Annotated in this window: 21 protein-coding genes; 7 read left to right on the top strand and 14 right to left on the bottom strand. The window is 68.0% G+C overall.

Annotated features, from left to right (window positions below; genetic code table 11):
- Positions 1 to 201 precede the first annotated feature (201 nt).
- Both KY500_RS19020 and KY500_RS19015 read right to left on the bottom strand, forming a co-directional pair.
- Positions 202 to 1,635 carry an MDR family MFS transporter gene (locus tag KY500_RS19020; RefSeq protein WP_219901828.1) on the bottom strand — a complete coding sequence of 478 codons (1,434 nt, stop codon included), beginning with the start codon at positions 1,633 to 1,635 and terminating at the stop codon, positions 202 to 204.
- Positions 1,636 to 1,963: 328 nt separating this feature from the next.
- Positions 1,964 to 3,439 carry a malate:quinone oxidoreductase gene (locus tag KY500_RS19015; RefSeq protein ID WP_219901827.1) on the bottom strand — a complete coding sequence of 492 codons (1,476 nt, stop codon included), beginning with the start codon at positions 3,437 to 3,439 and terminating at the stop codon, positions 1,964 to 1,966.
- 114 nt (positions 3,440 to 3,553) lie between these two features.
- Between KY500_RS19015 and KY500_RS19010 the strand changes: the two genes are divergently transcribed.
- Together KY500_RS19010 and KY500_RS19005 are read left to right on the top strand one after the other, a co-directional pair.
- The gene (locus tag KY500_RS19010) at positions 3,554 to 4,549 is read left to right on the top strand and encodes a glycoside hydrolase family 6 protein (protein ID WP_219901826.1); all 996 of its coding nucleotides are present in this window, start codon (positions 3,554 to 3,556) and stop codon (positions 4,547 to 4,549) included.
- An 82-nt stretch (positions 4,550 to 4,631) separates the two neighbouring features.
- Positions 4,632 to 5,585 (top strand): response regulator transcription factor, encoded by a 954-nt coding sequence (locus KY500_RS19005; protein WP_370626851.1) that lies wholly within the window; start codon positions 4,632 to 4,634, stop codon positions 5,583 to 5,585.
- A gap of 72 nt (positions 5,586 to 5,657) precedes the next feature.
- On the opposite strand, the gene KY500_RS19000 is transcribed toward KY500_RS19005, so the two are convergent.
- Both KY500_RS19000 and KY500_RS18995 read right to left on the bottom strand, forming a co-directional pair.
- Complete coding sequence (locus KY500_RS19000) at positions 5,658 to 6,014, bottom strand: hypothetical protein (protein ID WP_219901824.1); 357 nt, start codon at positions 6,012 to 6,014, stop codon at positions 5,658 to 5,660.
- Entirely contained in the window at positions 6,011 to 7,453 is a 1,443-nt protein-coding gene (locus KY500_RS18995) for a glycosyltransferase (RefSeq protein WP_255579594.1), read from the bottom strand. Before KY500_RS18995 ends, KY500_RS19000 begins: the two co-directional genes overlap by 4 nt.
- Before the next feature lie 118 nt (positions 7,454 to 7,571).
- Here KY500_RS18995 and KY500_RS18990 point away from each other — a divergent pair, with 118 nt between their 5' ends.
- Positions 7,572 to 8,174 (top strand): hypothetical protein, encoded by a 603-nt coding sequence (locus tag KY500_RS18990; RefSeq protein ID WP_219901823.1) that lies wholly within the window; start codon positions 7,572 to 7,574, stop codon positions 8,172 to 8,174.
- Between the two features lie 90 nt (positions 8,175 to 8,264).
- On the opposite strand, the gene KY500_RS18985 is transcribed toward KY500_RS18990, so the two are convergent.
- The 5 genes from KY500_RS18985 to KY500_RS18965 all read right to left on the bottom strand — a co-directional run bounded on the left by KY500_RS18985 (position 8,265) and on the right by KY500_RS18965 (position 16,293).
- Positions 8,265 to 9,446, bottom strand: a complete 1,182-nt coding sequence (locus tag KY500_RS18985; protein ID WP_219901822.1) for a GGDEF domain-containing protein — start codon at positions 9,444 to 9,446, stop codon at positions 8,265 to 8,267.
- Between the two features lie 31 nt (positions 9,447 to 9,477).
- Positions 9,478 to 11,139 (bottom strand): cell wall metabolism sensor histidine kinase WalK, encoded by a 1,662-nt coding sequence (locus tag KY500_RS18980; RefSeq protein WP_219901821.1) that lies wholly within the window; start codon positions 11,137 to 11,139, stop codon positions 9,478 to 9,480.
- Positions 11,140 to 11,155: 16 nt separating this feature from the next.
- Positions 11,156 to 13,576, bottom strand: a complete 2,421-nt coding sequence (locus tag KY500_RS18975; RefSeq protein WP_219901820.1) for a bifunctional diguanylate cyclase/phosphodiesterase — start codon at positions 13,574 to 13,576, stop codon at positions 11,156 to 11,158.
- Positions 13,577 to 13,613: 37 nt separating this feature from the next.
- Positions 13,614 to 14,708 carry an aspartate-semialdehyde dehydrogenase gene (locus tag KY500_RS18970; RefSeq protein WP_219901819.1) on the bottom strand — a complete coding sequence of 365 codons (1,095 nt, stop codon included), beginning with the start codon at positions 14,706 to 14,708 and terminating at the stop codon, positions 13,614 to 13,616.
- Between the two features lie 289 nt (positions 14,709 to 14,997).
- On the bottom strand, positions 14,998 to 16,293 hold the full coding sequence (locus KY500_RS18965) for an aspartate kinase (protein ID WP_219901818.1): 1,296 nt from the start codon (positions 16,291 to 16,293) through the stop codon (positions 14,998 to 15,000).
- Between the two features lie 230 nt (positions 16,294 to 16,523).
- Here KY500_RS18965 and KY500_RS18960 point away from each other — a divergent pair, with 230 nt between their 5' ends.
- The gene (locus tag KY500_RS18960) at positions 16,524 to 16,973 is read left to right on the top strand and encodes a hypothetical protein (RefSeq protein WP_219900606.1); all 450 of its coding nucleotides are present in this window, start codon (positions 16,524 to 16,526) and stop codon (positions 16,971 to 16,973) included.
- A gap of 35 nt (positions 16,974 to 17,008) precedes the next feature.
- Positions 17,009 to 17,995, top strand: coding sequence for a DDE-type integrase/transposase/recombinase (locus tag KY500_RS18955; protein WP_255579195.1), 987 nt, complete (start codon positions 17,009 to 17,011; stop codon positions 17,993 to 17,995).
- Positions 17,996 to 18,068: 73 nt separating this feature from the next.
- On the opposite strand, the gene KY500_RS18950 is transcribed toward KY500_RS18955, so the two are convergent.
- The 5 genes from KY500_RS18950 to KY500_RS18930 all read right to left on the bottom strand — a co-directional run bounded on the left by KY500_RS18950 (position 18,069) and on the right by KY500_RS18930 (position 23,966).
- Entirely contained in the window at positions 18,069 to 18,416 is a 348-nt protein-coding gene (locus tag KY500_RS18950) for a hypothetical protein (RefSeq protein ID WP_219901817.1), read from the bottom strand.
- Complete coding sequence (locus KY500_RS18945; RefSeq protein WP_219901816.1) at positions 18,416 to 19,504, bottom strand: serine hydrolase; 1,089 nt, start codon at positions 19,502 to 19,504, stop codon at positions 18,416 to 18,418. Before KY500_RS18945 ends, KY500_RS18950 begins: the two co-directional genes overlap by 1 nt.
- Before the next feature lie 271 nt (positions 19,505 to 19,775).
- On the bottom strand, positions 19,776 to 20,366 hold the full coding sequence (locus tag KY500_RS18940) for a helix-turn-helix transcriptional regulator (protein ID WP_219901815.1): 591 nt from the start codon (positions 20,364 to 20,366) through the stop codon (positions 19,776 to 19,778).
- A 183-nt stretch (positions 20,367 to 20,549) separates the two neighbouring features.
- A complete protein-coding gene (gene recR / locus KY500_RS18935) occupies positions 20,550 to 21,149 on the bottom strand; it encodes a recombination mediator RecR (protein WP_066592631.1) in 600 nt (199 codons plus the stop codon).
- A complete protein-coding gene (locus KY500_RS18930) occupies positions 21,150 to 23,966 on the bottom strand; it encodes a DNA polymerase III subunit gamma and tau (RefSeq protein WP_370626850.1) in 2,817 nt (938 codons plus the stop codon).
- 293 nt (positions 23,967 to 24,259) lie between these two features.
- On the opposite strand from KY500_RS18930, the gene KY500_RS18925 reads away from it, so the two are divergent.
- Both KY500_RS18925 and KY500_RS18920 read left to right on the top strand, forming a co-directional pair.
- Entirely contained in the window at positions 24,260 to 24,709 is a 450-nt protein-coding gene (locus KY500_RS18925) for a hypothetical protein (protein ID WP_219900606.1), read from the top strand.
- Between the two features lie 35 nt (positions 24,710 to 24,744).
- The gene (locus KY500_RS18920; RefSeq protein ID WP_255579195.1) at positions 24,745 to 25,731 is read left to right on the top strand and encodes a DDE-type integrase/transposase/recombinase; all 987 of its coding nucleotides are present in this window, start codon (positions 24,745 to 24,747) and stop codon (positions 25,729 to 25,731) included.
- The last annotated feature ends 146 nt before the right edge of the window (positions 25,732 to 25,877 follow it).

Genomic DNA, 25,877 nt, shown 5'->3' with positions numbered 1-25,877 from the left:
CTAGTCGAACACACGTTCGATTCGGATGCAAGCGCAGGCGGACCGTTCATCCGCCCACGCCGTAAGGGGCGCGGTCATGGCATAACTCCTGCAATCGTCGCGAAAACCAGCTCACACGGCCAGTTTCGGGCCATTTCAAGAAAGCTGCAGGAGTTATGCACAGTGTTTGCGCTGGGCCAGCTCGCCCCGTCGGGCTCGCGGCTAGGGGGTGGCCGGCTCGGGGTCGAAGCCGAGCGGCTTGGTGCGGGGCATGTAGAAAGCCGCCGCCACGGTGGCTACCGCCGTGATCGCGAGGGCCACGAACACAGCGGATGACGCGGCCGTGATGGCCGCGGGGCCGTGGTCGGTGTTGCCGGGCAGGGCGTAGATCGCGTTGGCAAGGGCGCCGAAGATCGCCACGCCGACGGCGCTGCCGATCGAGCGGGAGAACATGTTCGTTCCGGTGACGACGCCGCGTTCGTCCCACTCGACGCTGGACTGGGCGGCGATCATCGACGGGGTGGCCACGAGTCCCAACCCGAGGCCGATCACGAAGCAGGAGATGGCCACGGTGGCGACGGCAGGGGTGGCGGCCGTGAGGGCCAGGGTCACCGTGCCGAGCACGGTGATGGCCAGGCCGATCAGCACCGTGGGGCGGAAGCCGATCCGGAGGTAGAGCCGCCCGGACTGGGAGGCCGAGATCGGCCAGCCGATGGTCAGGGCCGCGACGGCCAGGCCGCCGAGGATGGGAGTGACGCCGAGCGAGCCCTCCAGGTAGGTCGGCACGAACGAGGTGAGCCCCAGCATGATGGCGCCGACACCCAGCCCGATCAGCGAACTGGTCAGCACCACCCGCCGCGAGAACACCCACATGGGCAGCACCGGTTCGGCCGCCCGGCGTTCGGCGAACACGAAGGCGATCAGCAGCAGCGCGCCGGCGGCGAAAATGCCGATGCTCTGCAACGAGCCCCACGCCCACGCCTGCCCGCCCTCGAGCACCGCCAGGAGCAGGGCGCTCAGTGCGAGCATCAGCAGGGTGGCGCCGAGGTAGTCCACCTTGTGCTTGCGGTGCTGGACGGTCTCGTGGAAGGTGCGCATGAGCATCCCGGCGGCCAGAAGGCACAGGGGAATGTTGATGAAGAAGATCCAGCGCCACGACGAGAACTCGGCGAATACCCCGCCGAGGGTGGGCCCGACGACGGAGGAGATGGCCCACACACTGGCGAGGTAGCCCTGGGTCTTGGCGCGCTCGGCCACGGTGTAAATGTCGCCGGCGATGGTGACCGACATCGGCAGGATCGCGCCGGCGCCCAGGCCCTGGACGGCCCGGAACGCGATCAGGGCGGGCATGCTCCAGGCGAATCCGCAGAGGATCGAGCCGAGCAGGAAGATGCCGATGCCGAAGAGCAGGATGGGCTTCCGACCGATGACGTCGGAGAGCTTCGCGTAGACCGGCACCGACACGGCTTGGCTGAGCAGGTAGATGGAGAACAGCCACGGGAACTGCGAGAAGCCGCCGATGTCTTTGACGATGGAGGGCACCGCGGTGGCGAGGATGGTCGATTCGATGGCGACGAGCCCGGTCGTCAGCATCAGGGCGATGAGGATGGGCCCGCGTTCGGACCGGAAGCCGACGTCTCGTCTATCTACACTCATCCGTTGAACAGGGCCCGGGTGTCGTTTCTAGTGGTCACCATGGACCCAAGCGTCGAGCTGGGCGAAGTATTCCGGCCACTCGCAGATCGAGCGCGTCGAAATCGGGTCGCGAGGCCTCGACAAGCTCGCCCGGGTGGCGGTCGCGGCCACACGCAGATCGAGCCTGTCGAAATCGGGTCGCGAGGCCTCGACAAGCTCGACCAACGCATCGGTCGCGGACGCTCGCCGGTGTGGCGGACTCGACCACACGCTGATCGAGCCTGTCGAGATCGGGTCGCCAGGTCTCGACGAGCTCGACCAACGGCTGGGTCGCGCCGACCGGCGCGGGCTACGCGGTGAGATGCAGGGTCTTGGCGGTGGCGGCCAGCGAGGCTGCCGCGGCGGCGGGGTCGTCGGAGAGCTTGGTGCCCAGGCTCGGGATCATCTCGCGCAGCTGCGGCTCCCAACGGGAGTAGTCGCTGGGGAAGCAGCGCTTGAGCAGGTCCACCATGATGGGCGCGGCCGTGGATGCGCCGGGCGACGCCCCGAGCAGGCCCGCGATGCTGCCGTCGGCGGAGGTGATGACCTCGGTGCCGAACTGCAACACGCCGCCGAGCTTGGCGTCCTTCTTCATCACCTGCACGCGCTGCCCGGCGGTGATGAGTTCCCAGTCCTTGGCCTGGGCCGTGGGCATGAACTCCCGCAGCGCCTCGAGCTTGGCCTTACGCGAGGCGAAAACCTCACCGATCAGGTACTTCATCAGGCCGAAGTTGTTCTTGGCCACGGCCAGCATGGGCACGAGGTTGTGCGGTCGCACGGAGAAGGGGAGGTCGAACCAGGTGCTGCGCTTGAGGAACTTGGGGCTGAACCCGGCGAACGGGCCGAAGAGCAAGGAGGTCTCGCCATCCACTACCCGGGTGTCGAGGTGCGGCACCGACATCGGCGGGGCGCCCACGGCGGCCTTGCCGTACACCTTGGCCTGGTGTTGCGCCACGATGGCAGGGTTGCTGGTGCGCAGGAACTGGCCGCTGATGGGGAATCCGCCGAAGCCCTTGATCTCGGGGATGCCGCTCTTCTGCAGCAGCGCGAGCGCTCCCCCGCCGGCGCCGACGAAGACGAACTTGGCGTCGACCGTGTTGGTGTACCGGCCCACGAGGCTGAGCAGGTTGAGCTTCCAGGAACCGTCATCCTGCTGCTTGAGGGTGGTGACCTGCTGGTTGAGGTGCACCTTCACACCGCGCTTCTTGAGCGAGTCGAAGAGGTACCGGGTGACCGCGCCGAAGTCCACGTCGGTGCCGGAGTCGATGCGGGTCGCGGCGATCTTCTGGGCGGCGTCACGCTTCTTGGTGAGCAGCGGCGTCCACTGGCCGATGACGGCGGGGTCCTCGCTGTACTCCAGGCCGGCGAAAAGGGGCTGGTCGGCGAGCGCGTCGCGACGCTTCCGCAGGTAGTCCACGCTGGAGGAGCCGTGCACGAAGGTCATGTGCGGGGTGGAGTTGATGAACTTCTCGGGCTCGGGCAGCACGCCCGTCTCCACAAGGTGCGACCAGAGCTGGCGGCTGATCTGGAACTGCTCGTTGATCGCCACGGCCTTCTCGGCGGTGACAGTGCCGTCGGCGGCCTGCGGCATGTAGTTGAGCTCGCAGAGCGCGGCGTGCCCGGTGCCGGCGTTGTTCCAGGGGTTGGAGCTCTCCTGGGCAAGCTCGCCAAGGCGCTCATAGACCTGGATGTTCCAGTCGGGCTGTAGCTCGGCGAGCAGGGTGGCCAGGGTGGCACTCATGATGCCCCCGCCAATCAGGGCGACATCGACCTTTTCTGAATTCACGCTCTAACTCTAACCCGCTGGTTGGGCGGGTCAGCCGGAGCGCGCGGCAGGCTCGGGCTCCCCCGGCCGGTCCATGCGTACGCCGGGGCTCATGTCGGCGTATAGGGTTGCCAAATGGAATCCACCGGAAGCCGTCTCGGCCTCTCCTTGGGCATCATCGCCCTCGCCGCTCCGATCGTCGCGTTGGGCCTGTTCATCGGCAGCTTCGCGATCACCGCCGTCGAGGCGGCGCGCAGCAATCCTCTGGCCGGCGCGACCTTCTATACCAACCCGGATTCGACAGCCCGGAAGGCCGCCGCCGCGGCCGCCGAGGCCGACCCGGGGTCCGCAGATGCCGCCACTCTGACCCGCCTGGCCGATCAGCCGGCCGCGACCTGGCTGTTGCCGGAGAAGTACCCCATGGACACCGTGCGTGCCGACGTCGCCGCGATCGCGGATGCCGCCGCGGCCGCCGGTCAGCTGCCCGTGTTCGTGATCTACGGCATCCCCGACCGCGACTGCGGCAACTTCTCAACTGGTGGGCTGTCCGAGAGCGACTACCCGATCTGGGTCGAGTCGATCGCCACGGCCCTCGACACCCGTGCGGCCGTCGTCATCCTCGAACCGGATGCGCTCGCCCTCGCCCAGCAGTGCGGCAACGTGCCCCAGCGGGTGGCGCAGATCCAGCAGGGCGTTGCCGCCCTGCAGGGCACCCTCGCCACGGTATACCTCGACGCGGGTCACTCCGACTGGCTCGACGCGGCCACCGCGGCCAATCTGCTCAACCAGGCCGGCGTGCAGAACGTGCGCGGCTTCGCCACCAACGTGTCGAACTACAACGACTCCGCCGCCGAGCAGGCCTTCGGCGAGGCCGTTTCGGCGCTCACCAACGGCGCCCACTTCATTGTCGACACGTCCCGCAACGGTGTGGGCAGCAACGGCGAGTGGTGCAACCCCACCGGCCGGGCGCTCGGCGCGACCCCCGAAGCCACGTCGGACGACGGCCTGCGCGACGCCAACCTCTGGGTGAAGGAACCCGGGGAGAGCGACGGCACCTGCAACAACGGCCCAGCCGCCGGCGAGTGGTGGCCGGAGCGGGCCCTGGAGCTGGCCAACGCCGCAGGCTGGTGACCCCCAGTTAGGTGCTGAGGGGCGCTCAGGGCGAGTAAGATCCTCAGGTATGTCATCGTCTGGAGAAACACGCAGGGTAGCGGTGATCATCGAGGATGACGCGGATATCCGCCATCTGCTCGAAGCGGTCCTCACCCAGGCCGGATTCGACGCCATCGCAACGAGCAACGGCCTCGACGGCGTGCGTGCCGTTCGCGCCTACGACCCCATTGTCACGACGCTCGATGTGAGCATGCCCGGCATGGACGGATTCGAAACCGCCAAGCGCATCCGGGCGTTCAGCTCGACCTATCTGGTGATGCTCACCGCGCGCGACGAAGAGATCGACACGCTGCAGGGCCTCGAGGCCGGCGCCGACGATTACCTCACCAAGCCATTCCGTCCCCGCGAGCTACGCGCCCGCATCGACGCCATGCTGCGCCGCCCCCGGCTGGCCGCCGCACCGGCCACAGCTGGCGACCCGACGGATGCCCCGGCCGCGCCCGTCGCTCCGGTCGCCGCCCAGCAGGCCGCGCCAACCGAGATGCCCTACACGCCTGCCTACGTGCCGCCGGCACCGGCGGCCACTCCCCCGGCCCAGACCATCCCGACGCTGGCCCCGGTGCCGGTATCGGTGGAGCAGGTGCCGGCCGCGGCACCCACGATCACCACGCCGAGCGACAGCGCCGTGTCCGACGAGCGTGCCGACGACTGGATCGAGCACAACGGTCTGCGCTTGAGCAACGACATGCGCCTGGCGATGCTCGGCTCGACCGAGCTGGACCTCACCCGCACCGAGTTCGACCTGCTCGCCGCGCTGCTCGAGTCCAAGCGCCGGGTGCGCAGCAAGGCCGACCTGGCGCTACTGCTACGCGGCGAGAGCTACGTCACCTCGTACTACGTCAACGAGGCCGACAAGCGGGCCGTCGAGGCGCACCTGAGCAACCTGCGCCGCAAGCTCGGTGACAGCCTCACCGCGCCGCGCTGGCTGGAGACCGTGCGCGGGGTGGGCTACCGGCTCGCCGCGTCGGACGAGGCCGGGCGCGAGTCGTACTAGCGCGGGTTCCCGCGACGGGTCGCGGGGTCTCGACAGGCTCGACCGACGGGGTGGGTGACCGACGTAGTGTTGCTAGCGCTGCAGGGCGAACATCGTGGCGAGGTCGTGGCAGGCCTGTTCGCCCACCTCGTTGAGCCGGTCGATGTGCCGGACCGAGCCGGCGATGTCACCGTCGCGGAGTGCGTCGTGCATCATCGCGGCGGTGGCCTCGACCGTCACTGCGCCCACCATGGTGCTGCTCGAGCGGATGCTGAGCAACACGACGTGAGCTTCCTCGGCATCCGGAAATGCCAGCGCCGTGGCAAGGCGCTGCGAGCGACTGCGCCACAGGTGTACGAAGTCGTGCACGAAACGGCGCTGCATTTCCCGGTCCCCGCCCATCTGGGTGAGCAGGGTCCGTAACGCCGTGGCTTCGATGTGGGCACTCACGCCTTGTAGCCGTGGTGGCGCTTGATCAGGGTGAAGAACATCGTGAGGGTCTGCAGCACGGTGGTGACACCGAGGATCGGCCAGCCGATCCAGAGGATGGTCGACTGGATGACGACGGGCAGCTGCAGCCAGATGAACACCATCGCGGCGGCAGCGGCGACGCCGACGAGCAGCGGCACGAGGTAGGCGTTACCGGAGCCGCGCTCGGCCTTGGCCTGCTCCGCCCAGTTGTCGACCTGCTTGTTGCTGGCGAACTTGGTCCAGGCGCGCACGAAGTGGCCGATGCGCACCCACATGTAGATCTCTGCGGGCAAGAAGGCGATGGCGAAGAAAATGTCCTTGCCGTTGCGATTCTTCATCGACATCGCCGTACGAAGGTTCAGCAGCAGCGCCACGGCCGGCGGGATCAACCAGATCGGGCTGAACACGAACGCGCCGATCGACAGCGAGGCGAACAGCAAGATGAAGAACATCACCCGGGTGAGCACGTTGACCACCATCGAGAAGTTCTCGATCCAGCGCAGGCGGAGGTTGGGGTGGAAGGGCTGGCCCTTCGTGTCGCCGCGCTGACCGGGCCACATGAGTTCGATGGCGCCGAAGTTCCACTTGACCTGCTGGGCATCCAGGCCGCGCAGGGTGGTCATGCCGCCCACGTTGGCGCGGGCCTGGGCGCTGATCTTGGTGAGATAGCCGGCGCTCTTGATCTGCAGGGAGAGCAGGGAGTCTTCCACCTCGCTGTCCTTCACCCACGGGGTGGCCTGGTGGCTGTCCACCATCACCTCGCGCAGCGCCTTGGTGGAGAAGATCGAGAACTGGCCGCCGAGCACGGCCATGTTGCGGCCGCGCAGCATGTTCTGCATGTTGAACGCGGCGAACTGGGCGCGCTGGCCGGCGATGAGGAAGCTCGGTACGACACCCTTGATCACGGTGTCGTCGATGCTGTAAATGGCCGAGATGCCGCCGACGCGGGTGTCCGAGGCGATCTCGGCCTCGAGCTGCTCCACGGCGTTCGTGGCCGCGGTGGTGTCACCGTCGACACCGAGCAGGAAGTCGCAGCCCTCGATGAGCGAGTAGCCGTAGTTGAGCGCGCCGACCTTCTTGTCGGGGTTCTCGCCGATGTCGTGCACGAACACCTCGGTGAACTGCATGACGCCGTCGGTGACGACCTCGTGCGGGCCGGCGTACTCGCTGGCGATCTTGACGGTGTCGTCGGTGGTGTTGTTCACCACCACGTGGATCACGTCGGGCAGTCGAGTCTGGGCGAGCAGGGAGTCGAGCACGCCGCCGATGGAGTCGGCTTCGTTGTACGCCGGCACGATGCATCCGATGGTGGGGCGGAAGGTGGGCAGGCCCTCGACCATCTCGTTGAATTCGTTGGCATAGACGGCGAGCCTCGGGTCGATGGGCTCGGGCTTGGCGTAGCGGTTTCTCTCGTTCACATTTGCAACTCTGTCAGGTCAACTGCTGGTTTGTCCCGTGGATGTGTCAAGGTTTTCTCAAGATAAGCTCAAGAACGGCGCAGCAGCAGCGCGCGCACACGATCACCGGGGGGACCACATGCCGACGACGACCCGCACGCGCCTCGCGGCGCTCACTTTGGCCGCCGCCCTCACGCTCACCCTGGCCGCCTGCGGGCAGGCGCCGTGGGCCGGCCTGGATACCGCGGGCAGCACCCCCACGCCCACGGCGAAGGCGACCATCACCCCGATCGTCAACGACCTGTCGGCCGGCTCGGCCCGGCATGAGCTCGTCGCGGGCGATGCGGCCCTCACGGTGGACTACTCGTCGTCGCTGAGCATGGACCAGTGGACCGCCGAGGCGAACAAACCCGTGAGCTTCTCGGTCAGCGCCGCGCTGGGCACCGACGACGGCCAGGGTGTCTATCTGTCCAAGGTGAGCATCGTTACGGCCGTCAGCGGCCCCACCGGAGCGCTGGATGCCCCGGCAGCGTTCGTCGACCAGTCCTCCCTACCCACCGGGTACGTCATGAAGGCGCCGTACAGCTACGGGCAGACGTTCGTGCTCTCGGCCATCGATCCCGCCGCCACGAGTGTCACCCTTTCGTTCACCTACGAGCTGCTCATCCAGACGACGCCCACGTCGACCACGTTCGCCAAGCAGACCGCGAGCGACCAGCTCACCATCGCCATCGCCAAGTGACTCGCGAACCGTGAGTTAAGCACGCAAAACTCGAGTTTTGTGGGGCTTAGCTCACGGTTCGCGGATGGTTGAGCGCGCGACGGACCCGGGTCAGAGGTCGCGGGGGGCGGGGGCCGCATCCACGGCCACGGCGATGTCGTTGCCGCCGCCGCGCTTGACGATGTCGATCGCCCGGTTGACCGCCTCGCTGAGCTCACCGAGGTCGTAGCCGTGGTCGAAGGTGTCGGCGATGCCGAAACTCGCCGTGAGCCGGATCTGGTAGGACTCCCCCAGCGGGCCGTCGACGAGGGCGTTTTGCACCCGCTCGGTGATCGCACGCGCCTCGGTGGCCGAGGACACCCCGGCCAGGATGAAGAACCGGCCTGCGGCCAGGTGCCCGATCTGGGCCATCATCGGGGCACTGCCGCGGAGTGTGTCCGCGAACCGGGAAATGGCCTCGTCCCCCGCCGTGCGGCCGAACGCCGTGTTGATCTCGGGGAGGTTGTCGATGTCCGCGCCGATCACGGCCAGGCCACGCTCGGACATCTCGGCCCGCTGCAGGTGGTCGGCCGCGGCCTGACGGAACGCCGGCCCGGAGAGCACACCGGCCGCCGAATGGATGCCCACGGCGATGTCGCCGACGGCATTGCTGCCCACCCGCTCGGCGCGCAGGATCGACACCGCGATGCAGGCGGTGACGATGAGCGCCATGTTGAAGATCGAGGTCGTGCCCGACCCGAAGTAGGTGATGAAGGTGGCGCTCTCGGCGCCGTCAATCTGGAATGCGATGGCCCGGCCGGCGTAGAACACGGCGGCGAGGAACAGCACGATTGCCAAGATACGGCCGTTCACGTTGCGGCGCAGCCGGCCGCGCATCGCCTCGGCACCGCCGAAAACCCCCAGCACCGCTACGCACACCCAGAGCAGGCCGGCGCCGGCCCATTCGCCGCCGGCCTCGCCGGGAACCATGGTGACCACGCCGACGAGCAGGGCCACGCCACCGACGATGAGGAAGGCGGAGGACCGACCGTTGTAGACCCGTGTGCCTGACCAGAGGGCGCCGATGGAGATCACCAGGGCGGTGTTGGCCAGGGCGATCGCCCACCAGGCGGTGTCGCTGACCAGGTACGCGCCGTACCCGACAGCGACCATGATGCCGGCCACGAAGGCCAGGCTCCACAGCCGCCCTGGCGGGTCGTTGCGGTTCAGCGCGGTGTTGAAGATAAATGACACCCCGCAGAGGATCACCATCAGCCCGCTGATCATCTGCAGTGTTGGTCCGTCTAGTTCCATGTCATCCCCCGGTGGGCGTGGCAGGCCACGCTCACCCTCTGTTCACCGGGAGCGTGGCGATCGCCGTTGTCCCCTTGCCTTTGATCGATTCCAGTCTCAGGTCGCCGCCGTGCTCGCGCATGATCTCCCGGCTGATACTGAGGCCCAGGCCCGTGCCGTGCACGCTGGAGCCGCGCACCGAGTCGGCCCGGTAGAACCGGTCGAACAGGTTGCCCTGTTCGTCCTCGCTCATGCCCCGGCCGGTGTCGGCGACGCGCAGCTCGATGCCGCAGTCCACTTCGTGCGCCGACACGGTGACCTTGCCCGACTCCACGTTGTACTTGATGGCGTTGGAAAAGATGTTGTCGATGACCTGACGCAATCGGAAGGCGTCGGCGATCACGATGATCTCGGGCAGGTCCACGAGCTCGAACCGGATGTCGCGCTGCGAGGCCAGGGGTTCGGCCGATTCAGTCGCATCCCTGATGATCGCCGTCAGGTCGCACGGGGCCACGTTCAGCGCCAACCCCTCCTTGGACTCGCTGGCCGCGGTGAGCAGCCCGGAGACGATCTCGAGCAGCCGGTCGGAGTTCTTGGACGCGATCTCCAGCATCCGCCGCGTGTCGGGGTCGACCCGTTCGTCGTCCAGCGCCAGCTCGAGGTAGCCCAGGATCGAGGTGAGCGGGGTGCGCAGTTCGTGGGAGACCGAGGCGACGAGGTCGTCTCTGGCCTGTACCGCCCGCACTTCGGCGGTGACGTCCCTGGTCACGAGAACGCCGCCGTCGAACCGGCCGGCCTGGTCGAGGATGGGCCGGGCCGACACGAGCACGGCGGCCTGCTGCTGATCGGGCGAGCCCAGCCACACCGTCACCCGGTCGACGGTTTCGCCCCGCATGGCACGCGCTGTGGGCCGGTCCGAGCCTTCGAAGAGGGTCACCCCGTCTTCCTTGTAGGCGATGCCGGACAGGCCGACCCCGTCACTCACCCCGAAGCGGGCGAGCAGGGAGCGTTGGGCGCGGTTGATGAAGTTGACGGTGGAGTCGCTGTTGTAACCGACCACCCCGAAGTCCACGGTGTTGAAGATCTCATCGAGGGTCTGTTCCTGGCGGCGGGAGCGTTGCAGCGCCGCCTCGAACAGGCCGGCCTGCTGGGTGAGCAGCACGCGTTGCGCCTGCGCGCGCCGGTTGGAGGTGTAGGTGACCGAGGCGACGAACGCGAGCATGATTGTCACGACGGCCAGCAGCGGCGCTTGGCTGGAGGCGTAGCCCGTGGCGTTGAGCGGATCGGTAAAGAATTTCAACGGCAGGCCCGCCCAGAGCAGGATGGCCGAGAACAGCACGCTGCCGGTTGCGCCGACATACCCGAAGTGGGTGGACATCCAGATCACCGGGAAGACGAGCAGGAAGCTGACACCCAGCTGCGGCTGGGCCTCCCGGGCGAGGGTGAGACCGACGATGTCGAGCAGCGGGAGGATCACGATCCACGATTTGGGGAACAGCCGCCACGGCACGGCAGCGGCCAAACCTGTCGCGGCGAAGATGATCATGACGCCGAGGAAGTACAGCGGGGCCGCGAACATGGCCGCATTGTTGACCACGGTGACAGCCACCAGCAGCAGGGTGGCCGCGGCCAGAAGCAGCTGGGAGAGGAAGACGCTGCGTTCCACGCGCTCCCGCACGCCGCCGCGCGGCATCCTCAATATCTGCTCGACCATACTGCGACCCTAACGTTTACAGCGACAACCCAGATACGGCGCGCACGGGCAGCACGGCGGCCGCTCCGTATTCCTCCAGGCGGGCAAGGGTCTTCTCAAAACTGCGCGGTACCCCGTAGTGGAATCCCTGGGCGCTGCGGATGCCGAGCGACGACAGGTGCGCGGCCATCGTCTCGTTCTCGACGCCCTCCACGATCATCGAGTACTCGAGGTTGTCGCCGAAGCCCTGCAGCGCCGTGAGGACCTCACGCTGGCGCACATCGTCGAGGTCGTCCACGAGGCTCTTATCGATCTTGAGAATGTCCATGGGCATCCGCACGAGGGCGTCGACCGAGGAGTCCTGGGAGCCGTAGTCGTCCAGTGCGATCATGATACCGATATCGCGCAGGTGGTCGGCCTGGGCCCGCACCGCGGTGGACACCCGGGCGACGGACCGCTCGTTCAGCTCCAGGCAGAGCGAGATGCCGGGGTAGCGTTCGGCCAGGTCTTCGACGAACGAGCCGACGCGTTGCGGCAGGATCTGGCCGGCCTCGACGTTGATGGTCATGCAGACGATGCGCGGCTCGATGAGCCGGAAGTCGGCCGCCGCGGCCATGGCCTTGACCGCGACCTGACGGGTGAGCGCGTCGAGCCGGCCAAGGCTCTTGGCCTTCTCCACCAGGGAGGGCGGCGACAGCGGGCCCAGCTCCGGGTCGGTGTAACGCACGAGGGCCTCGAACGCCCAGATCTGGCCGGTGACGAGGCTCACGATGGGCTGGAAGGCCAGTTCGAGAAGGTCTTCGTCGATGGCACGGGCCACGATGTCGTTCATCTGGGAGGAGCGGTGCCCGGAGATGTTGATGCTGCTCTCGTTGGCGGGGCCGCCGCGGCGGCGGGACTTCTTGATGGCGAGCATGCTGCGGTCGGCGTCGCGGAGCAGCTGGTTGACATCCGTCTCCCGGTGCGCTGAGTAGGCCAGGCCGATGCTGAGGATGGGGTTGATGCTGGTGCCGCCCACCGCGAGCGGTTCGCCGGTGGCCTCCATGATGCGTTCGGCAAGAAGCTTGGCCTCGGCGAGGGAGGACAGCCGGGTGAGGATCACGACGAATTCGTCGCCGCCGACCCGGGCGACGACGTCGTACGGGCGCACCACACCGCTGAGCCGGCTGCCGAGTTCGCTGAGGATCTCGTCGCCGGATTGGTGGCCGTAACGGTCGTTCATCCGTTTGAAGTCGTCGAGGTCGATGAACAGCACCGCGAGTGCCTCGGAGTAGTCGCGGTGGTCGTTGATGTTCGCGAGGGCGTCCTGGAAGGCGCCGTAGTTGGGCAGGCCGGTGAGCGGGTCGGTGTTGGCGCGGATGGTGAGGCCGCCGATGCTCTCCCGGGCGCTGAAGACCACGTCGGCGGTGTGCGCGAGCGCCGCGAGGGCGCGCCGGTCGTCGTTGGTGAACGGGAAGTCCATCACATCGCGCCGGGCCACCAGATACTGGCCACCGAGCGCGGTGATGGCCACCGGAGTGTCGATCTCACCGCGGCCGGCGGGCTCATGGCGGATGCTCGCGGATTCGACGCCGATGGTGTCGTGCACGGCGCGCAGCAGCACGGTGGCGAGGTCGGCGGTGGGGTTGACCGGGCTGAGGGTGATGGGCGTGATCTGCCCGCCGGTCTTGGTGAAGTGGTTGGTGGCGTTCAGGTCGATGACGCCCGCGACCACGCCGGCCAGCCGGCGGCGCATCGCGGTTCCCCGCTGGATGAGGACGGTGCCCACCGCCGCGACGCTGAGGGGCACGAGGGTGACGGCCACGGCGAGGGTGTCGGTGCGCAGGTCGACGAACGGATGCGTCCACATGGCCAGGAGGGCACAGGACACCGCGTACCCCCCGGCGACAAGCACCAGGCGTACGGCCGAGTAGGCCTGTTCGGTGGTGGGCTCAGGCGGGGCGCCGGAGAACCGGCGGCGGAGTGCCTCCACCACAATCACCGTGACGATGTAGGCGATCGCCCCACCGGCGGCCACGACAGGCTCCGAGGAGCCGACGGCGTGGAGCAGGGCGAGCATGGCCATGAAGGCGACGCCACCGACTCCCGTGAGACCGGCCGCGTAGACGGCCACCTCAATCCGCCGGGCCGTGAGTGCGACTACGAGCAGCACCCCGAGGCAGACCAGGCCGAGGGCGACACGGGGGGCGAGGACGGGCTCCAGGGCGAGCACCACGAGGATAGGCAGGCCGATCACCGGGCTGCGGAACCGGAGCGCGCCCAGGCGGAAGCGCGGGATCTCGAACACACCCGCGCACACCACCGCCCACGCGGCGATGAAGAGGTGCTCGACGTTGCCGGCGAGGACCAGTTCTACCAACGAGGAGGAGATGAGAAAGAGCGCCGTGGCCGCGAACAGGCCGAAAACCACCCGACCGGCCGCCGCTGCTCCTTTAATTGTCTCCACAAGGTCTGACACTACTGGAGCCCCGCCGGGGTGACGTGCCCGGGAGGGACTATCCGACAGTGAGTTTCGCGGCCAGGAGTTCGGCGATCTGCACGGCGTTGAGCGCCGCGCCCTTGCGCAGGTTGTCGTTGCTGATGAACAGGGCCAGACCACGGCCGTTCGGCACTCCGGGGTCCTGGCGGATCCGACCGACGAAGCTGGGGTCGGCGCCGGCGGCCTGCAGCGGCGTGGGGATATCGGTGAGCTGCACACCCGGGGCGTCGCTGAGCAGCTCGGTGGCGCGGGCGACCGAGATGGGTCGGGCGAACTCCACGTTGATGGAGAGCGAGTGACCGGTGAACACCGGCACGCGCACGCAGGTACCGGAGACGAGCAGGTCGGGCAGCTCGAGGATCTTGCGGCTCTCGTTGCGGAGCTTCTTCTCCTCGTCGGTCTCGAACAGGCCGTCGTCGACGATCGACCCGGCGAGCGGGATGACGTCGAATGCGATGGGCCGCTTGTACACGGTGGGTTCGGGCATGCTCACCGAGGAACCGTCGTGCACGAGCTGGAAGAGGTTGTCGTCGCTGGCCGCGGCGCGGATCTGGGTGGCGAGCTCCTGCGCGCCGGCCAGGCCGCTGCCGGAGACCGCCTGGTAGGTGCTCACGATGAGGCGTTCGAGGCCGGCCTCGTCGTGCAGCACCTTGAGCACGGGCATGGCGGCCATGGTGGTGCAGTTGGGGTTGGCGATGATGCCCTTGACGGCCCGGTCGATGGCCTCCGGGTTGACCTCGCTGACGACCAACGGCACGTCGGGGTCCATCCGCCAGCCCGACGAGTTGTCGACCACGGTCACGCCGGCGGCGGCGAAACGCGGTGCCTGGCTCTTGGACAGCGTGGCGCCGGCGGAGAAGATGGCCACGTCCAGGCCGGAGGGGTCGGCGGTTGAGGCGTCTTCCACCACGATCTGCTCCTGCTTCCAGGGCAGCGTGGTGCCCGCGGACCGCGCCGAGGCGAAGTAACGGATGCTGGCGACGGGGAAGTCGCGCTCCTCAAGCAGACGACGCACCACGGCGCCGACCTGGCCCGTGGCGCCCACGACGCCGATGTTGATGCCGGCGCGGGTGCTGCTGGGTGCGGTGCTGGTGGCTGCGGTGCTGGTCACGGTGTGGTCCTTACTCAGTCAAATCTCATGCGGGGCTCAAAAGCGGGGTGGTGTGCACAACTCCTGCAATTCTCCCCGAACCAACCCGAATCGGGCCGGTTGGGCTGTTTTTGGCAGAAATTGCAGGAGTTATGTCGGGGTGCGGGGCGAAGTTCTGGCGCGGGGGCGGAGGTCTGGGGCGGGGCGGGCGGCCGCTCGGAACGTGCAACTGGTCCCGATGCGGACAACTGGTCCCGGCGCACCGGGTGCAGATGTCCGCTCGGGGAACAGTTGCGGGCTGTGGACCGGGTTAGCGGCCGGTGCCGCCGTGCACCACGGCCTCGTTGTCGGCGTCCAGGCCGAAGGCCGTGTGCACCACGCGCAGGGCCTGGTTGATGGTGTCGGCGCGGGTGACGACCGAGATGCGGATCTCGCTGGTGGAGATCATCTCGATGTTGATGCCGGCCTCGAACAGGGCCTCGAACAGCTTGGCGGAGACACCCGTGTTGGTGCGCATGCCGGCGCCGACCAGGGCGAGCTTGCCGATCTGGTCGTCGTACTGCAGGCCGGCGAAACCGACGTTCTGCTGTTCGTTGGTGAGCGCGGTCAGCACCTGCTGGCCCTCGGATTTGGGCAGGGTGAACGAGATGTCGGTGAGTCCCGTGGACGCGGCCGAGACGTTCTGCACGATCATGTCGACGTTGGCGTTGGTCTTGGCGACGATCTTGAAGATCTGCGCGGCCTTGCCGGGAATGTCGGGAACACCGACGACGGTGACCTTGGCCTCACTGAGGTCGGCGGCGACCCCCGCGATGATGGGCTCTTCCACTGTCTCTCCATTCAATACTGCTTCGGCGTACGGGCTGATGGCGCCCGGGTTGTAGACGATGGTGCCGGTGTTGTTGTTGAACGACGACCGCACGTGCAGGGTCACACCGTGACGGCGAGCGTATTCCACGGCGCGGATATAGAGCACCTTGGCGCCCGCGGCGGCCAGTTCGAGCATCTCTTCGCTGGAGACCCGGTCGAGCTTGTGCGCGCGGGGAACGACGCGGGGGTCGGCGCTGAAGATGCCGTCGACATCCGTGTAGATCTCGCAGATGTCGGCGCCGAGCGCGGCGGCCAGCGCCACGGCCGTGGTGTCGGAACCTCCGCGGCCGAGGGTGGTGATGTCCTTGGTGTCGCGGTTGAAGCCCTGGAAGCCGGCGACGATGGCGATGGCGCCCTCGTCGAGGGCGTCACGCAGGCGTCCGGGGGTGACGTCGACAATGCGGGCGGCGCCGTGCTGGGCATCCGTGATCATGCCGGCCTGGCTGCCGGTGAACGAGCGGGCGTCGTAGCCCATGCTCTTGATCGCCATGGCCAGCAGCGCCATGGAGATGCGCTCCCCCGCGGTGAGCAGCATGTCGAGCTCGCGCGGCGCCGGGATCGGCGTGACCTGGTGGGCCAGGTCGAGCAGCTCGTCGGTGGAGTCGCCCATGGCTGACACGGCCACGACGATGTCGTTTCCGGCCTTCTTGGTGTCGACGATGCGCTTGGCAACTCGTTTGATGCTCTCGGCGTCGGCGACGGATGATCCGCCGAACTTCTGCACGATCAGGCTCACGTGGGCACTCCTGGCTTCCGGGTACGCGGAGACAACCCGCGCTCCCATCCTAAATGCGTTCGTATTCTCGGACGTTCATGTGACGCCCCGCGGCCCGGCTGCGGGAGGTGTCGGGCACGACTGTTGCTCATGCGGACAAGAGTTACCGGCGCACCCTGAGTGTCAGCCTGTGGTGAGACAAATCATCGTTTCATCACGGGCCGGCTGAGGGCGGGGAAGAGGACATCCAAATGGAAATGTCAGAAGTCCAAACCCGGCTTACTCGGAAGCATCATTTCACGTCTGCTGAGCGCCTCGCGATTCTTGCGCAGTGGGAGCAGTACGCGTCGACGGGCGCGGAGATCGGCGCGAAGTCCGCGTTCTGTCGCCGAGTCGGCATCGACGTTAGGTCGCTGTCGCGGTGGAGTCAGGAGAAGCGGCAGGGCCTGCTGGTCGAGACGGAACAGCGGCAGACTAAGTACGTGTTGACGAAACAGGAACGGATCGAATTTCTGCGATTGCAGAAGGAAAACGCGATCCTCAAAGCCCAGTTGGAGCAGTCCGAGAGCGCGGTGGAAGTGTTGGGAAAAGCCTCAGAGCTCTTGTCCGCGCTGGCCAAGAGCTCACAAATCCGCACCCCGCCGCTGCCGGACGAGCCAGCGATCCCGGCCGCGTTTCGGAAGCCGAAACCCACCGAGTAGCGTTCGAAACAGTCGTCGACCTGACTGCGGTGGGGATGCCGGTGGTGCGGGCCTGCGCGTTGGTCGGCTACTCGCGGGCATCGTTCTATCGGCACCGCAGCCCCCGCGCCCGCCTGGCCGCGCCGATCCCGCAGAAGGACCGGCACCAGCCGGCCACGCTCTCCACTGCGGAGAGCGCGCAGATCCTGGCGCTGATCAACACCCCTGAGTATGAGGGCTTCTCGATCTGCCAAGCCTTTTACCGGGCCTGGGATGCGGGTGTTTACCTGGCGTCGAAGTCTTCCTGGTACCGCGTCGCCCGCGCGGCCGGGCAGGTCCACGAGCGCCGCCGGCAGGCTGAGGGGTCGCCGAAGAAGATCCCCGAGCTGGTCGCGACCGCCCCGTCACAGGTGTGGTCCTGGGACATCACCAAGCTCAAGACCACGATCCGGGGCCGCTACTTCCACCTCTACGTGATCATGGACATCTACTCGCGTCGCGTCGTGGGCTGGCGGCTGGAGGCCTACGAGGATGGTGACCTCGCCGAAGAACTGATCCAAGAAGCGGTCACCGCGAACCACGGCGTCGCGCCGAACTCTCTGCACTCGGATAACGGTGCTGCGATGGTGAGCACACCGGTGTCCTTACTGCTGGAGAAACTCGGCGTCGATAAGTCCTTCTCCCGGCCCAAAGTCTCCAACGACAACCCCTACAGCGAAGCGTTATTCAAGACCGCGAAATACGATCTCGCGTTCCCTGAGATCTTCGACACGACCGATGACGCCCGCGCCTACTTCGACTGGTTCTTCCACGAATACAACCAGAACCACCGCCACTCCGGCATCGCCTGGAACACCCCCAACGACGTTCACTACGGCCGCACCGACCGAGTGACCCGCCGCAGAAGCCAAGTCCTCAACACCGCATTCCGAACGCATCCAGAACGCTACGCCCAACACCCCAAGCCCCCGGCCCTACCGGGCCGGGTATGCATCAACGACCCCCGCCAAAAACCCAAACCCAACCTGTCTCAAACAGGTTGACAAATACCGCGCACCGGGCGCAAACGTCCGCATGGGCCACAGTTGTGCCGCGCGGCCCTGCCGGGATGAGCGGCTACAGGCTCGTGACCGCCACGAGGCCGAGGATCACGGCCGCGCCAAAGCTTGCGCCGACGGCGCGGCGGGCGCGTTTGGCCGGATCCTTGAGCGGCGGCAGGCTCCGCCAGCGGAGCACCGCGCCCACAACGGCGGCGGCGAGGAGCAGCACCAGGGCGTACCAGGCGAAGACGGTGGCCGTGGTCCAGTCCACGAGCACTCGGCTGGCGAAGAGGATGCCGGCAGCGGCCAAGCCATCCGTGCCCAGGGCCAGCCGGTCGCGGGCGGCACCGAAGCGCGGTGACCAGGCGGACACGGCGAAGCCGCCGACAAAGGCGACAACGACGATGAGTGGGATCCAGGCCATCACGAGTTCTCCTCCAGAATCGACATGGCGACGGCATCGACGCTGGTGGCGGTGTTGCCCAGCACGATCACCGCCCGGTTGGCGGCCCGGTCGAGCGCCATCATGCTTGCGAAGCCACCGGTGCCACCGTTGTGCCAGGTGGCGGTGCCTTCCTCGGGCGCCTGGGTGAACCAGGCCAGGCCGATGAGCGGGCCGGCGCCGGAGGCGCCTTGCGGGTCGAGCACCGCGGCGGGGTCGACACCAAGCGCCAGGTTCGCCGAGAGCAGCGCCTGGGCGTAGAGCGTCATGTCGGCGAGGGTGGAGCGGATGGCGCCGGCCGGGGCGTAGGCGCCCATGGTCCAGGCTGCGGCCGGGCGGCCCGCGACGGTATAGCCGGTGCGGGCGCCGGCGGGCAGGGCATCCGCCGTGACGGCGATCGACGTGCCGGTCATGCCGAGGGGCTCGAGGATGCGGGTCTGCAGCAGCTCGGGATAGTCGGTGCCGGCCGCGGCAGCCAGGGCCTGGCCGAGCAGGGCGACGCCGAGGTTCGAATAGTCGACGGTGCCCGGGTCGGTGAGCTCGGCGGCTCTGGCGTGCTCTTCGAGCGCGTCGAGGTCATACGGGTAGGGGTCGTTAGCGCGGTAGCTGCTCCAGAGGCTCGTGGCCACGGCCGGCACCGTGACCGCGAGGCGTGGCAGCCCGGAGCGGTGGCTGCTGAGATCGGCCAGGGTGGCGCCGGCCGCGGCGCTGTCGCCGAGGTCGAGGTAGTCCCCGACCGGGTCGGTGAGGGTGACTTCGCCGCGCTCGACCGCTTGGGCCAGCAGCAACGCGGTGAAGGTCTTGGTGATCGAGCCGATCTCGAACACGGTGGTCTCGTCGGCGCCGAGGCCGCCGTACGTGACGCCGTCGGCGTCGATGACGGCGCTCGCGAGGGTGTCACGGGCGCCCGCCTCCCGGCCGGCATTGTCGGCGAGACTCTGGGCAAGGGCCGCGTCACCGGTTGCCGACGTCGACAGGGTGGGCGGTCGGGGTGCGGCCAGCACTCCCCCGACGAGTACCGCGAGGGCGGCGCCGGCGGCGATCAGACAGATGCGGGTGGGGCGTTTCATGGGAGACCTCCGTCGAATGGCGGGCGGGTGTGCGGCGCGAGTGCGCCCGGTGAAGCAGGCAGGGTCGGTGGGTGCGCATGGTGGCTGCGCGGGCGCGAGTGCGAGCTGTACGGGTGAGAGTGCGAGCTGTACGGGTGCAAGTACGAGTTGCGCGGGCTGCCTGCGGGGGCTGGCGAGGCGCAACTGTCACCACTCCGGACATGTGCACCCGGCGCACCGGGAGCATTTGTCCGTGCGGGCGACAGTCGCGCCTCAGCCGTATCGGCGGGCATCAGACGCCGCCGGCCGCGAGGATCACGGTGAGCAGCGGCACCACGCGTTCGGGCGGGATGCCGTAGTGGCCGCGGGACGTCGAGTACACCCAGCCCGCCGCGATCAGCTGGTTGACGTGGTGATAGACCTGCCCGGTGGTGCCGACGCCCTCGAGAGCGGCGAGCTCGGCTACCGCGACGGTGCCGGTCGCGATGGCCTGCAACAGTCGCAGTCGCACCGGGTGGCCGAGGGCGGTCAGGGCGGATGTCGAGGCCGGCCGGCTCCAGTCGCGGGCGAGGATGTCGTCGGTGGTGAGGGCGTACTGCCAGTCGACCGGTCCCCCGCCGGGCAGGGTGACGTTGCCGGTGTAGAGCACGGCGCCGGGTGCCGGGGCCATCGCCTTGAGGCCGTTCAGCGCCCAGAAGACATCGGTACCGGGGCTCGACGTCGCCGGACTGCTCGCCCGCTCCGTTCCGTCGGTCTCGGCATCCGCGTCGGTTTGACCGGGGGCAGCTTCGGCGCCGAGGGTGGCGTGCACGGCCCGTTCGAGCGCCTCGACCCGCTCGCGCAACTCGGCGAGTTCGTGCGTGTGATCACCGAGCGACGTCATGAATCCAGTATTACGTACTTATCGGACGACTATGTACGTAATTCCGTAAATGCAACCGCTAAGCGGGGAGCAACTGTTGCCGGTGCGGACGAATGGTCCCGGCGCACCGGGTGCAGAAGTCCGCATGAGCAACAATTGGCCCCGAGGGAGGGCGGTGAGAGCGGCCGCCAGGAGCCTGAGTGGCTAGGAGGTGACGGTGCGGCGGCCCTCGAAGGCACGGCCGAGGGTGACCTCGTCGGCGTACTCGAGGTCGCCACCCACGGGCAGGCCAGAGGCCAGCCGGCTGACCTTGATATCGAGAGTGGTGAGCAGGCGCGACAGGTACGTGGCGGTGGCCTCGCCCTCGAGGTTGGGGTCGGTGGCGATGATCACCTCTTGCACGGTGTTGTCGGCCAGGCGCGTCATCAGTTGACGGATGCGCAGGTCGTCGGGTCCGATGCCGTCGATGGGGCTGATCGCCCCACCGAGCACGTGGTAGAGGCCCTTGAACTCCCGGGTGCGCTCGATGGCGACGACATCCTTGGCCTCCTCGACCACGCAAATCGAGGTGGGGTTGCGACGAGGATCGCGGCAGATCATGCAGGTCTCCTGCTCGGAGACATTGCCGCAGATCTCGCAGAACTTCACCTTGTCACGCACCTCGAGCAGCACGTTCGCCAGGTGCGACACATCGAAGTTCTTGGTCTGCAGGATGTGGAACGCGATGCGCTGCGCGGACTTCGGGCCGATGCCGGGCAGACGACCGAGCTCGTCGATGAGTTCCTGAACGATGCCTTCGTACATTTAGTTGTCGTTCCTCTGTCGCGAGATCGGGTCGTGCGGCTGCTCCTCGATGAAGGTGGCGCCGAGAATTTCGCGCACCACGGCCTCGCCGTACCGCTGCTTCTCCGCGAACGCGGGCGCGCGTCGGGCCGGGGCCCCGCGCTGGCTGGCGGGGGCGGATGCGGCGGGCGCACCGGGTGCGGACGCTCCGGCAGCCGGCGCCTGCTGGGCTCGAGGCTGCTGTGGTGCCGCGGACTGCTGAGCGTTCGGCCGGCCGCCGCGAGCGGGATCCGCGGGCGCGGAGAATTGCTGAGGGTCGGGCGGGAGGTCGTCGTAGGGCGGCGGCTCTTCGTCGAACGGCGGCTCGAAGTCGGGCTCGGGTGCGAAGTCGTAACCTGGCGCCGTCGAGGCCGACGCTTGCGGAGAAGCGGCGGGCGCTGACGCCGGGACACCGGCCGGTGCGCTGGCGGCGGCATCGGCTGCGTTACCGACGCTGGTGGTGGGCGCCGGCGCTGCGACAGCGGCGGATGCGCCGTGGGTCGGCGGGGCCACCACGGGTTCGTCGGCCAGGGTTTCCGCGGCAGCCAGGGCGGCAGCGGATCCGGGGATGACGACGGTGGCCCATCCGGTGGACGTGGTCGGCGGCGCAAGGGTGGCCGTGGCCGCGCGAGTCGCTGTTGCGGTGGCGGCTCCGGCTGCGCCTGCTCCTGCTCTCGAGCCGGTACCGAACGCGGCATCGCTCGAGAACTCGCCGGTCGACGGTTCGCCGAACGCCGACGACCCGGCGGATGCCATCGGTGTGGCCGCAGCCGCACTGGACGCGGATGGGCCAGACGAGGCCGGAGGAGTGGAGCCTGCGCTCGCGCTGCGGGCTGCGGCGGGAACCGACGGAGAGGCGCCGGAACCCGCAGCGGGAGCGGAGGGGGCCGCCCCGGTGCCGGCGGTAGGGCCGGCGGGTGTCGCACCTGCCGGGTGGCCGGCGCCCGCCGCGGCGAAGGTCTCGGAATCGGCGCGGGCGATGAACTTCACGCGCAGGCCGAGCACCTTGACGATGGCGCCGCGCAGGAACTCGCTCACGCCCTGGCCGGGCGCCTGCTGGGCCTTGAACCCCTGCATGTCCTGCTCGCTGGGAAAGGACAGCACGAGAACATCTTCGCCACGCAGGTCCAGCACGCGGGCGGTGTAGACCACGAGCCAGGCGCTGAGCTTGACCTCCTTGACGGCGTCGAGGATCTGCGGCCAGGCGTCCTTGATCTGGGCCAGCGTCACCGGTCCGACGGGAACAGCCGGCGCCGGGGCGGGCGCCGGCTCCGCGGCGGGTTCGGCCGCGCGGACGTTTGGCGCGGCCGGCTCGGCGGCGGGCGCGCCGCCCCCGGCGTCGTCGGAGAGCGGGCCGGGGGCAGCCTCTGCCGCCGGAGCCGAGTCGGTGGACGGGGTGGCGCCGGTTGCTGCACGGGCAGCGGCGGCGGTCTCGGCCGGGGTGGCGGCCGGGGATCCGGGTACGCGAGTGGCCCAGCCCGCGCCGGCCGGTGCGGGCGCGGGCGCAGACGGCGCCTCGGCCGCAGGGCTGCCAGCCGAGGCGGCGGCCCCCCGGCCTGCCGAGGGTGCGGTGGCCGAGGGTGCGGTGGCCGACGGAGCTGCGACAGGAGGACGCGAAGCCGAGCCGGCGGGAGCGGAGGTGGCGGATTCGGCCGCGGCGGGCGCATCCGTGCTGCCGCCGTCGACGCCGATGCGCCGCTCGAGGCGCTCGACGCGGGCGAGAGCGCCGCGGGTGGTGTCGTCGGCGGCGGGGATGAGCACACGTGCGATCATGAGCTCGAGGTGCAGGCGCGGAGAGGTGGCGCCGGTCATCTCGGTGAGGGCAGCGTTGAGGATGTCGGCGGTGCGGCTCAGCTCGGCCGGGCCGAACTTGGCGGCCTGCACCTGCATCCGGTCGAGTTCGTCCTGCGGCACACCGCGGAGCACCGCTGCGGCGCCGGCCGCGCTCGTGGCGGCCACGATGATGAGGTCGCGCATGCGCTCGAGCAGGTCTTCGACGAAGCGGCGCGGATCCTGGCCGGTCTGGATGACCCGGTCGACGGCGTCGAACGCGGCGGAGGAATTGCGGGCGGCAATGGCGTCGACGGCGTCGTCGAGCAGGGTCGCGTGGGTGTAGCCGAGCAGAGCAACGGCGCGTTCGTACTCGATGGCTTCGGTGTCGGAGCCGGCCATGAGCTGGTCGAGCAGCGACAGGGTGTCGCGGGGCGAGCCGCCACCGGCGCGCACGACGAGCGGGAGCACGCCGGGAGCGACGGTCATGTGTTCGCTGTCGCAGAGCTGCTGCACGTAGTCGAGCATGGGCGCCGGCGGCACCAGCCGGAACGGGTAGTGGTGGGTGCGCGAGCGGATGGTGCCGATGACCTTCTCGGGCTCGGTGGTGGCGAAGATGAACTTCACGTGTTCCGGCGGCTCTTCCACGATCTTGAGCAGCGCGTTGAACCCCTGCGGCGTGACCATGTGCGCCTCGTCGAGGATGAAGATCTTGTAGCGGTCGCGGGCCGGCGCGAAGATGGCGCGTTCGCGGATGTCGCGGGCGTCGTCGACACCGTTGTGGCTGGCCGCGTCAATCTCGACCACGTCGAGCGAGCCACTGCCGTCACGGGAGAGCTCGACACAACTGGGGCAAACACCGCACGGAGTGTCGGTGGGGCCCTCGGCGCAGTTGAGACAGCGGGCCAGGATGCGCGCGGATGTGGTCTTGCCACAGCCGCGGGGTCCGCTGAAGAGGTAGGCATGATTGACCCGGTTGGTGCGCAGGGCGGTCATGAGCGGATCGGTCACCTGAGACTGACCGATCATTTCGGCAAAAGTCTCTGGCCGGTAACGGCGATACAGGGCGGTAACCACGAGTTCAATCGTACTTGGTGCCACTGACACGCCGGTCGGTCCATGCACAGGCGGCGGATGCGCGCGGGGGCGCGTCCGGCCGGTCGCGGGCATCCGCCGTGCGCGGTGGTGCAGTGCGCGAGCTGGCGCGGGCGACTGTGCCCGAAGCGGACAAATGGTGCCGGCGCACCCTGAGTGTCAGCCTGTGGTGAGACAAATCATCGTTTCATCACGGGCCGGCTGAGGGCGGGGAAGAGGACATCCAAATGGAAATGTCAGAAGTCCAAACCCGGCTTACTCGGAAGCATCATTTCACGTCTGCTGAGCGCCTCGCGATTCTTGCGCAGTGGGAGCAGTACGCGTCGACGGGCGCGGAGATCGGCGCGAAGTCCGCGTTCTGTCGCCGAGTCGGCATCGACGTTAGGTCGCTGTCGCGGTGGAGTCAGGAGAAGCGGCAGGGCCTGCTGGTCGAGACGGAACAGCGGCAGACTAAGTACGTGTTGACGAAACAGGAACGGATCGAATTTCTGCGATTGCAGAAGGAAAACGCGATCCTCAAAGCCCAGTTGGAGCAGTCCGAGAGCGCGGTGGAAGTGTTGGGAAAAGCCTCAGAGCTCTTGTCCGCGCTGGCCAAGAGCTCACAAATCCGCACCCCGCCGCTGCCGGACGAGCCAGCGATCCCGGCCGCGTTTCGGAAGCCGAAACCCACCGAGTAGCGTTCGAAACAGTCGTCGACCTGACTGCGGTGGGGATGCCGGTGGTGCGGGCCTGCGCGTTGGTCGGCTACTCGCGGGCATCGTTCTATCGGCACCGCAGCCCCCGCGCCCGCCTGGCCGCGCCGATCCCGCAGAAGGACCGGCACCAGCCGGCCACGCTCTCCACTGCGGAGAGCGCGCAGATCCTGGCGCTGATCAACACCCCTGAGTATGAGGGCTTCTCGATCTGCCAAGCCTTTTACCGGGCCTGGGATGCGGGTGTTTACCTGGCGTCGAAGTCTTCCTGGTACCGCGTCGCCCGCGCGGCCGGGCAGGTCCACGAGCGCCGCCGGCAGGCTGAGGGGTCGCCGAAGAAGATCCCCGAGCTGGTCGCGACCGCCCCGTCACAGGTGTGGTCCTGGGACATCACCAAGCTCAAGACCACGATCCGGGGCCGCTACTTCCACCTCTACGTGATCATGGACATCTACTCCCGTCGCGTCGTGGGCTGGCGGCTGGAGGCCTACGAGGATGGTGACCTCGCCGAAGAACTGATCCAAGAAGCGGTCACCGCGAACCACGGCGTCGCGCCGAACTCTCTGCACTCGGATAACGGTGCTGCGATGGTGAGCACACCGGTGTCCTTACTGCTGGAGAAACTCGGCGTCGATAAGTCCTTCTCCCGGCCCAAAGTCTCCAACGACAACCCCTACAGCGAAGCGTTATTCAAGACCGCGAAATACGATCTCGCGTTCCCTGAGATCTTCGACACGACCGATGACGCCCGCGCCTACTTCGACTGGTTCTTCCACGAATACAACCAGAACCACCGCCACTCCGGCATCGCCTGGAACACCCCCAACGACGTTCACTACGGCCGCACCGACCGAGTGACCCGCCGCAGAAGCCAAGTCCTCAACACCGCATTCCGAACGCATCCAGAACGCTACGCCCAACACCCCAAGCCCCCGGCCCTACCGGGCCGGGTATGCATCAACGACCCCCGCCAAAAACCCAAACCCAACCTGTCTCAAACAGGTTGACAAATACCGCGCACTGGGCGCAGATGTTCGCTTCGGGAACAGTTCAGACGGCACGGAAACCCCCGAATGGTTGACAAGGTGCCCGTGGGTTCGTCATACTCGCAACCATGTTTGCGTAAACATGTGCGTCCGTACAGGATTGTTTA

The sequence above is a fragment of the Cryobacterium sp. PAMC25264 genome (genome assembly GCF_019443325.1).
Lineage (GTDB): Bacteria > Actinomycetota > Actinomycetes > Actinomycetales > Microbacteriaceae > Cryobacterium.
The sequence above is the reverse complement of the archived record's forward strand: the minus strand, read 5'-3'. Positions and strand labels throughout refer to the sequence as shown.

Excerpts from the sequence above, each read along its gene's own strand:
- KY500_RS19020 (WP_219901828.1), bottom strand. The coding sequence starts at position 1,635 with ATGAGTGTAGATAGACGAGACGTCGGCTTCCGGTCCGAACGCGGGCCC.
- KY500_RS19010 (WP_219901826.1), top strand. The coding sequence starts at position 3,554 with ATGGAATCCACCGGAAGCCGTCTCGGCCTCTCCTTGGGCATCATCGCC.
- KY500_RS18990 (WP_219901823.1), top strand. The coding sequence starts at position 7,572 with ATGCCGACGACGACCCGCACGCGCCTCGCGGCGCTCACTTTGGCCGCC.
- KY500_RS18985 (WP_219901822.1), bottom strand. The coding sequence starts at position 9,446 with ATGGAACTAGACGGACCAACACTGCAGATGATCAGCGGGCTGATGGTG.
- KY500_RS18980 (WP_219901821.1), bottom strand. The coding sequence starts at position 11,139 with ATGGTCGAGCAGATATTGAGGATGCCGCGCGGCGGCGTGCGGGAGCGC.
- KY500_RS18960 (WP_219900606.1), top strand. The coding sequence starts at position 16,524 with ATGGAAATGTCAGAAGTCCAAACCCGGCTTACTCGGAAGCATCATTTC.
- KY500_RS18955 (WP_255579195.1), top strand. The coding sequence starts at position 17,009 with ATGCCGGTGGTGCGGGCCTGCGCGTTGGTCGGCTACTCGCGGGCATCG.
- KY500_RS18950 (WP_219901817.1), bottom strand. The coding sequence starts at position 18,416 with ATGGCCTGGATCCCACTCATCGTCGTTGTCGCCTTTGTCGGCGGCTTC.
- KY500_RS18945 (WP_219901816.1), bottom strand. The coding sequence starts at position 19,504 with ATGAAACGCCCCACCCGCATCTGTCTGATCGCCGCCGGCGCCGCCCTC.
- KY500_RS18940 (WP_219901815.1), bottom strand. The coding sequence starts at position 20,366 with ATGACGTCGCTCGGTGATCACACGCACGAACTCGCCGAGTTGCGCGAG.
- recR (WP_066592631.1), bottom strand. The coding sequence starts at position 21,149 with ATGTACGAAGGCATCGTTCAGGAACTCATCGACGAGCTCGGTCGTCTG.
- KY500_RS18930 (WP_370626850.1), bottom strand. The coding sequence starts at position 23,966 with ATGATCGGTCAGTCTCAGGTGACCGATCCGCTCATGACCGCCCTGCGC.
- KY500_RS18925 (WP_219900606.1), top strand. The coding sequence starts at position 24,260 with ATGGAAATGTCAGAAGTCCAAACCCGGCTTACTCGGAAGCATCATTTC.
- KY500_RS18920 (WP_255579195.1), top strand. The coding sequence starts at position 24,745 with ATGCCGGTGGTGCGGGCCTGCGCGTTGGTCGGCTACTCGCGGGCATCG.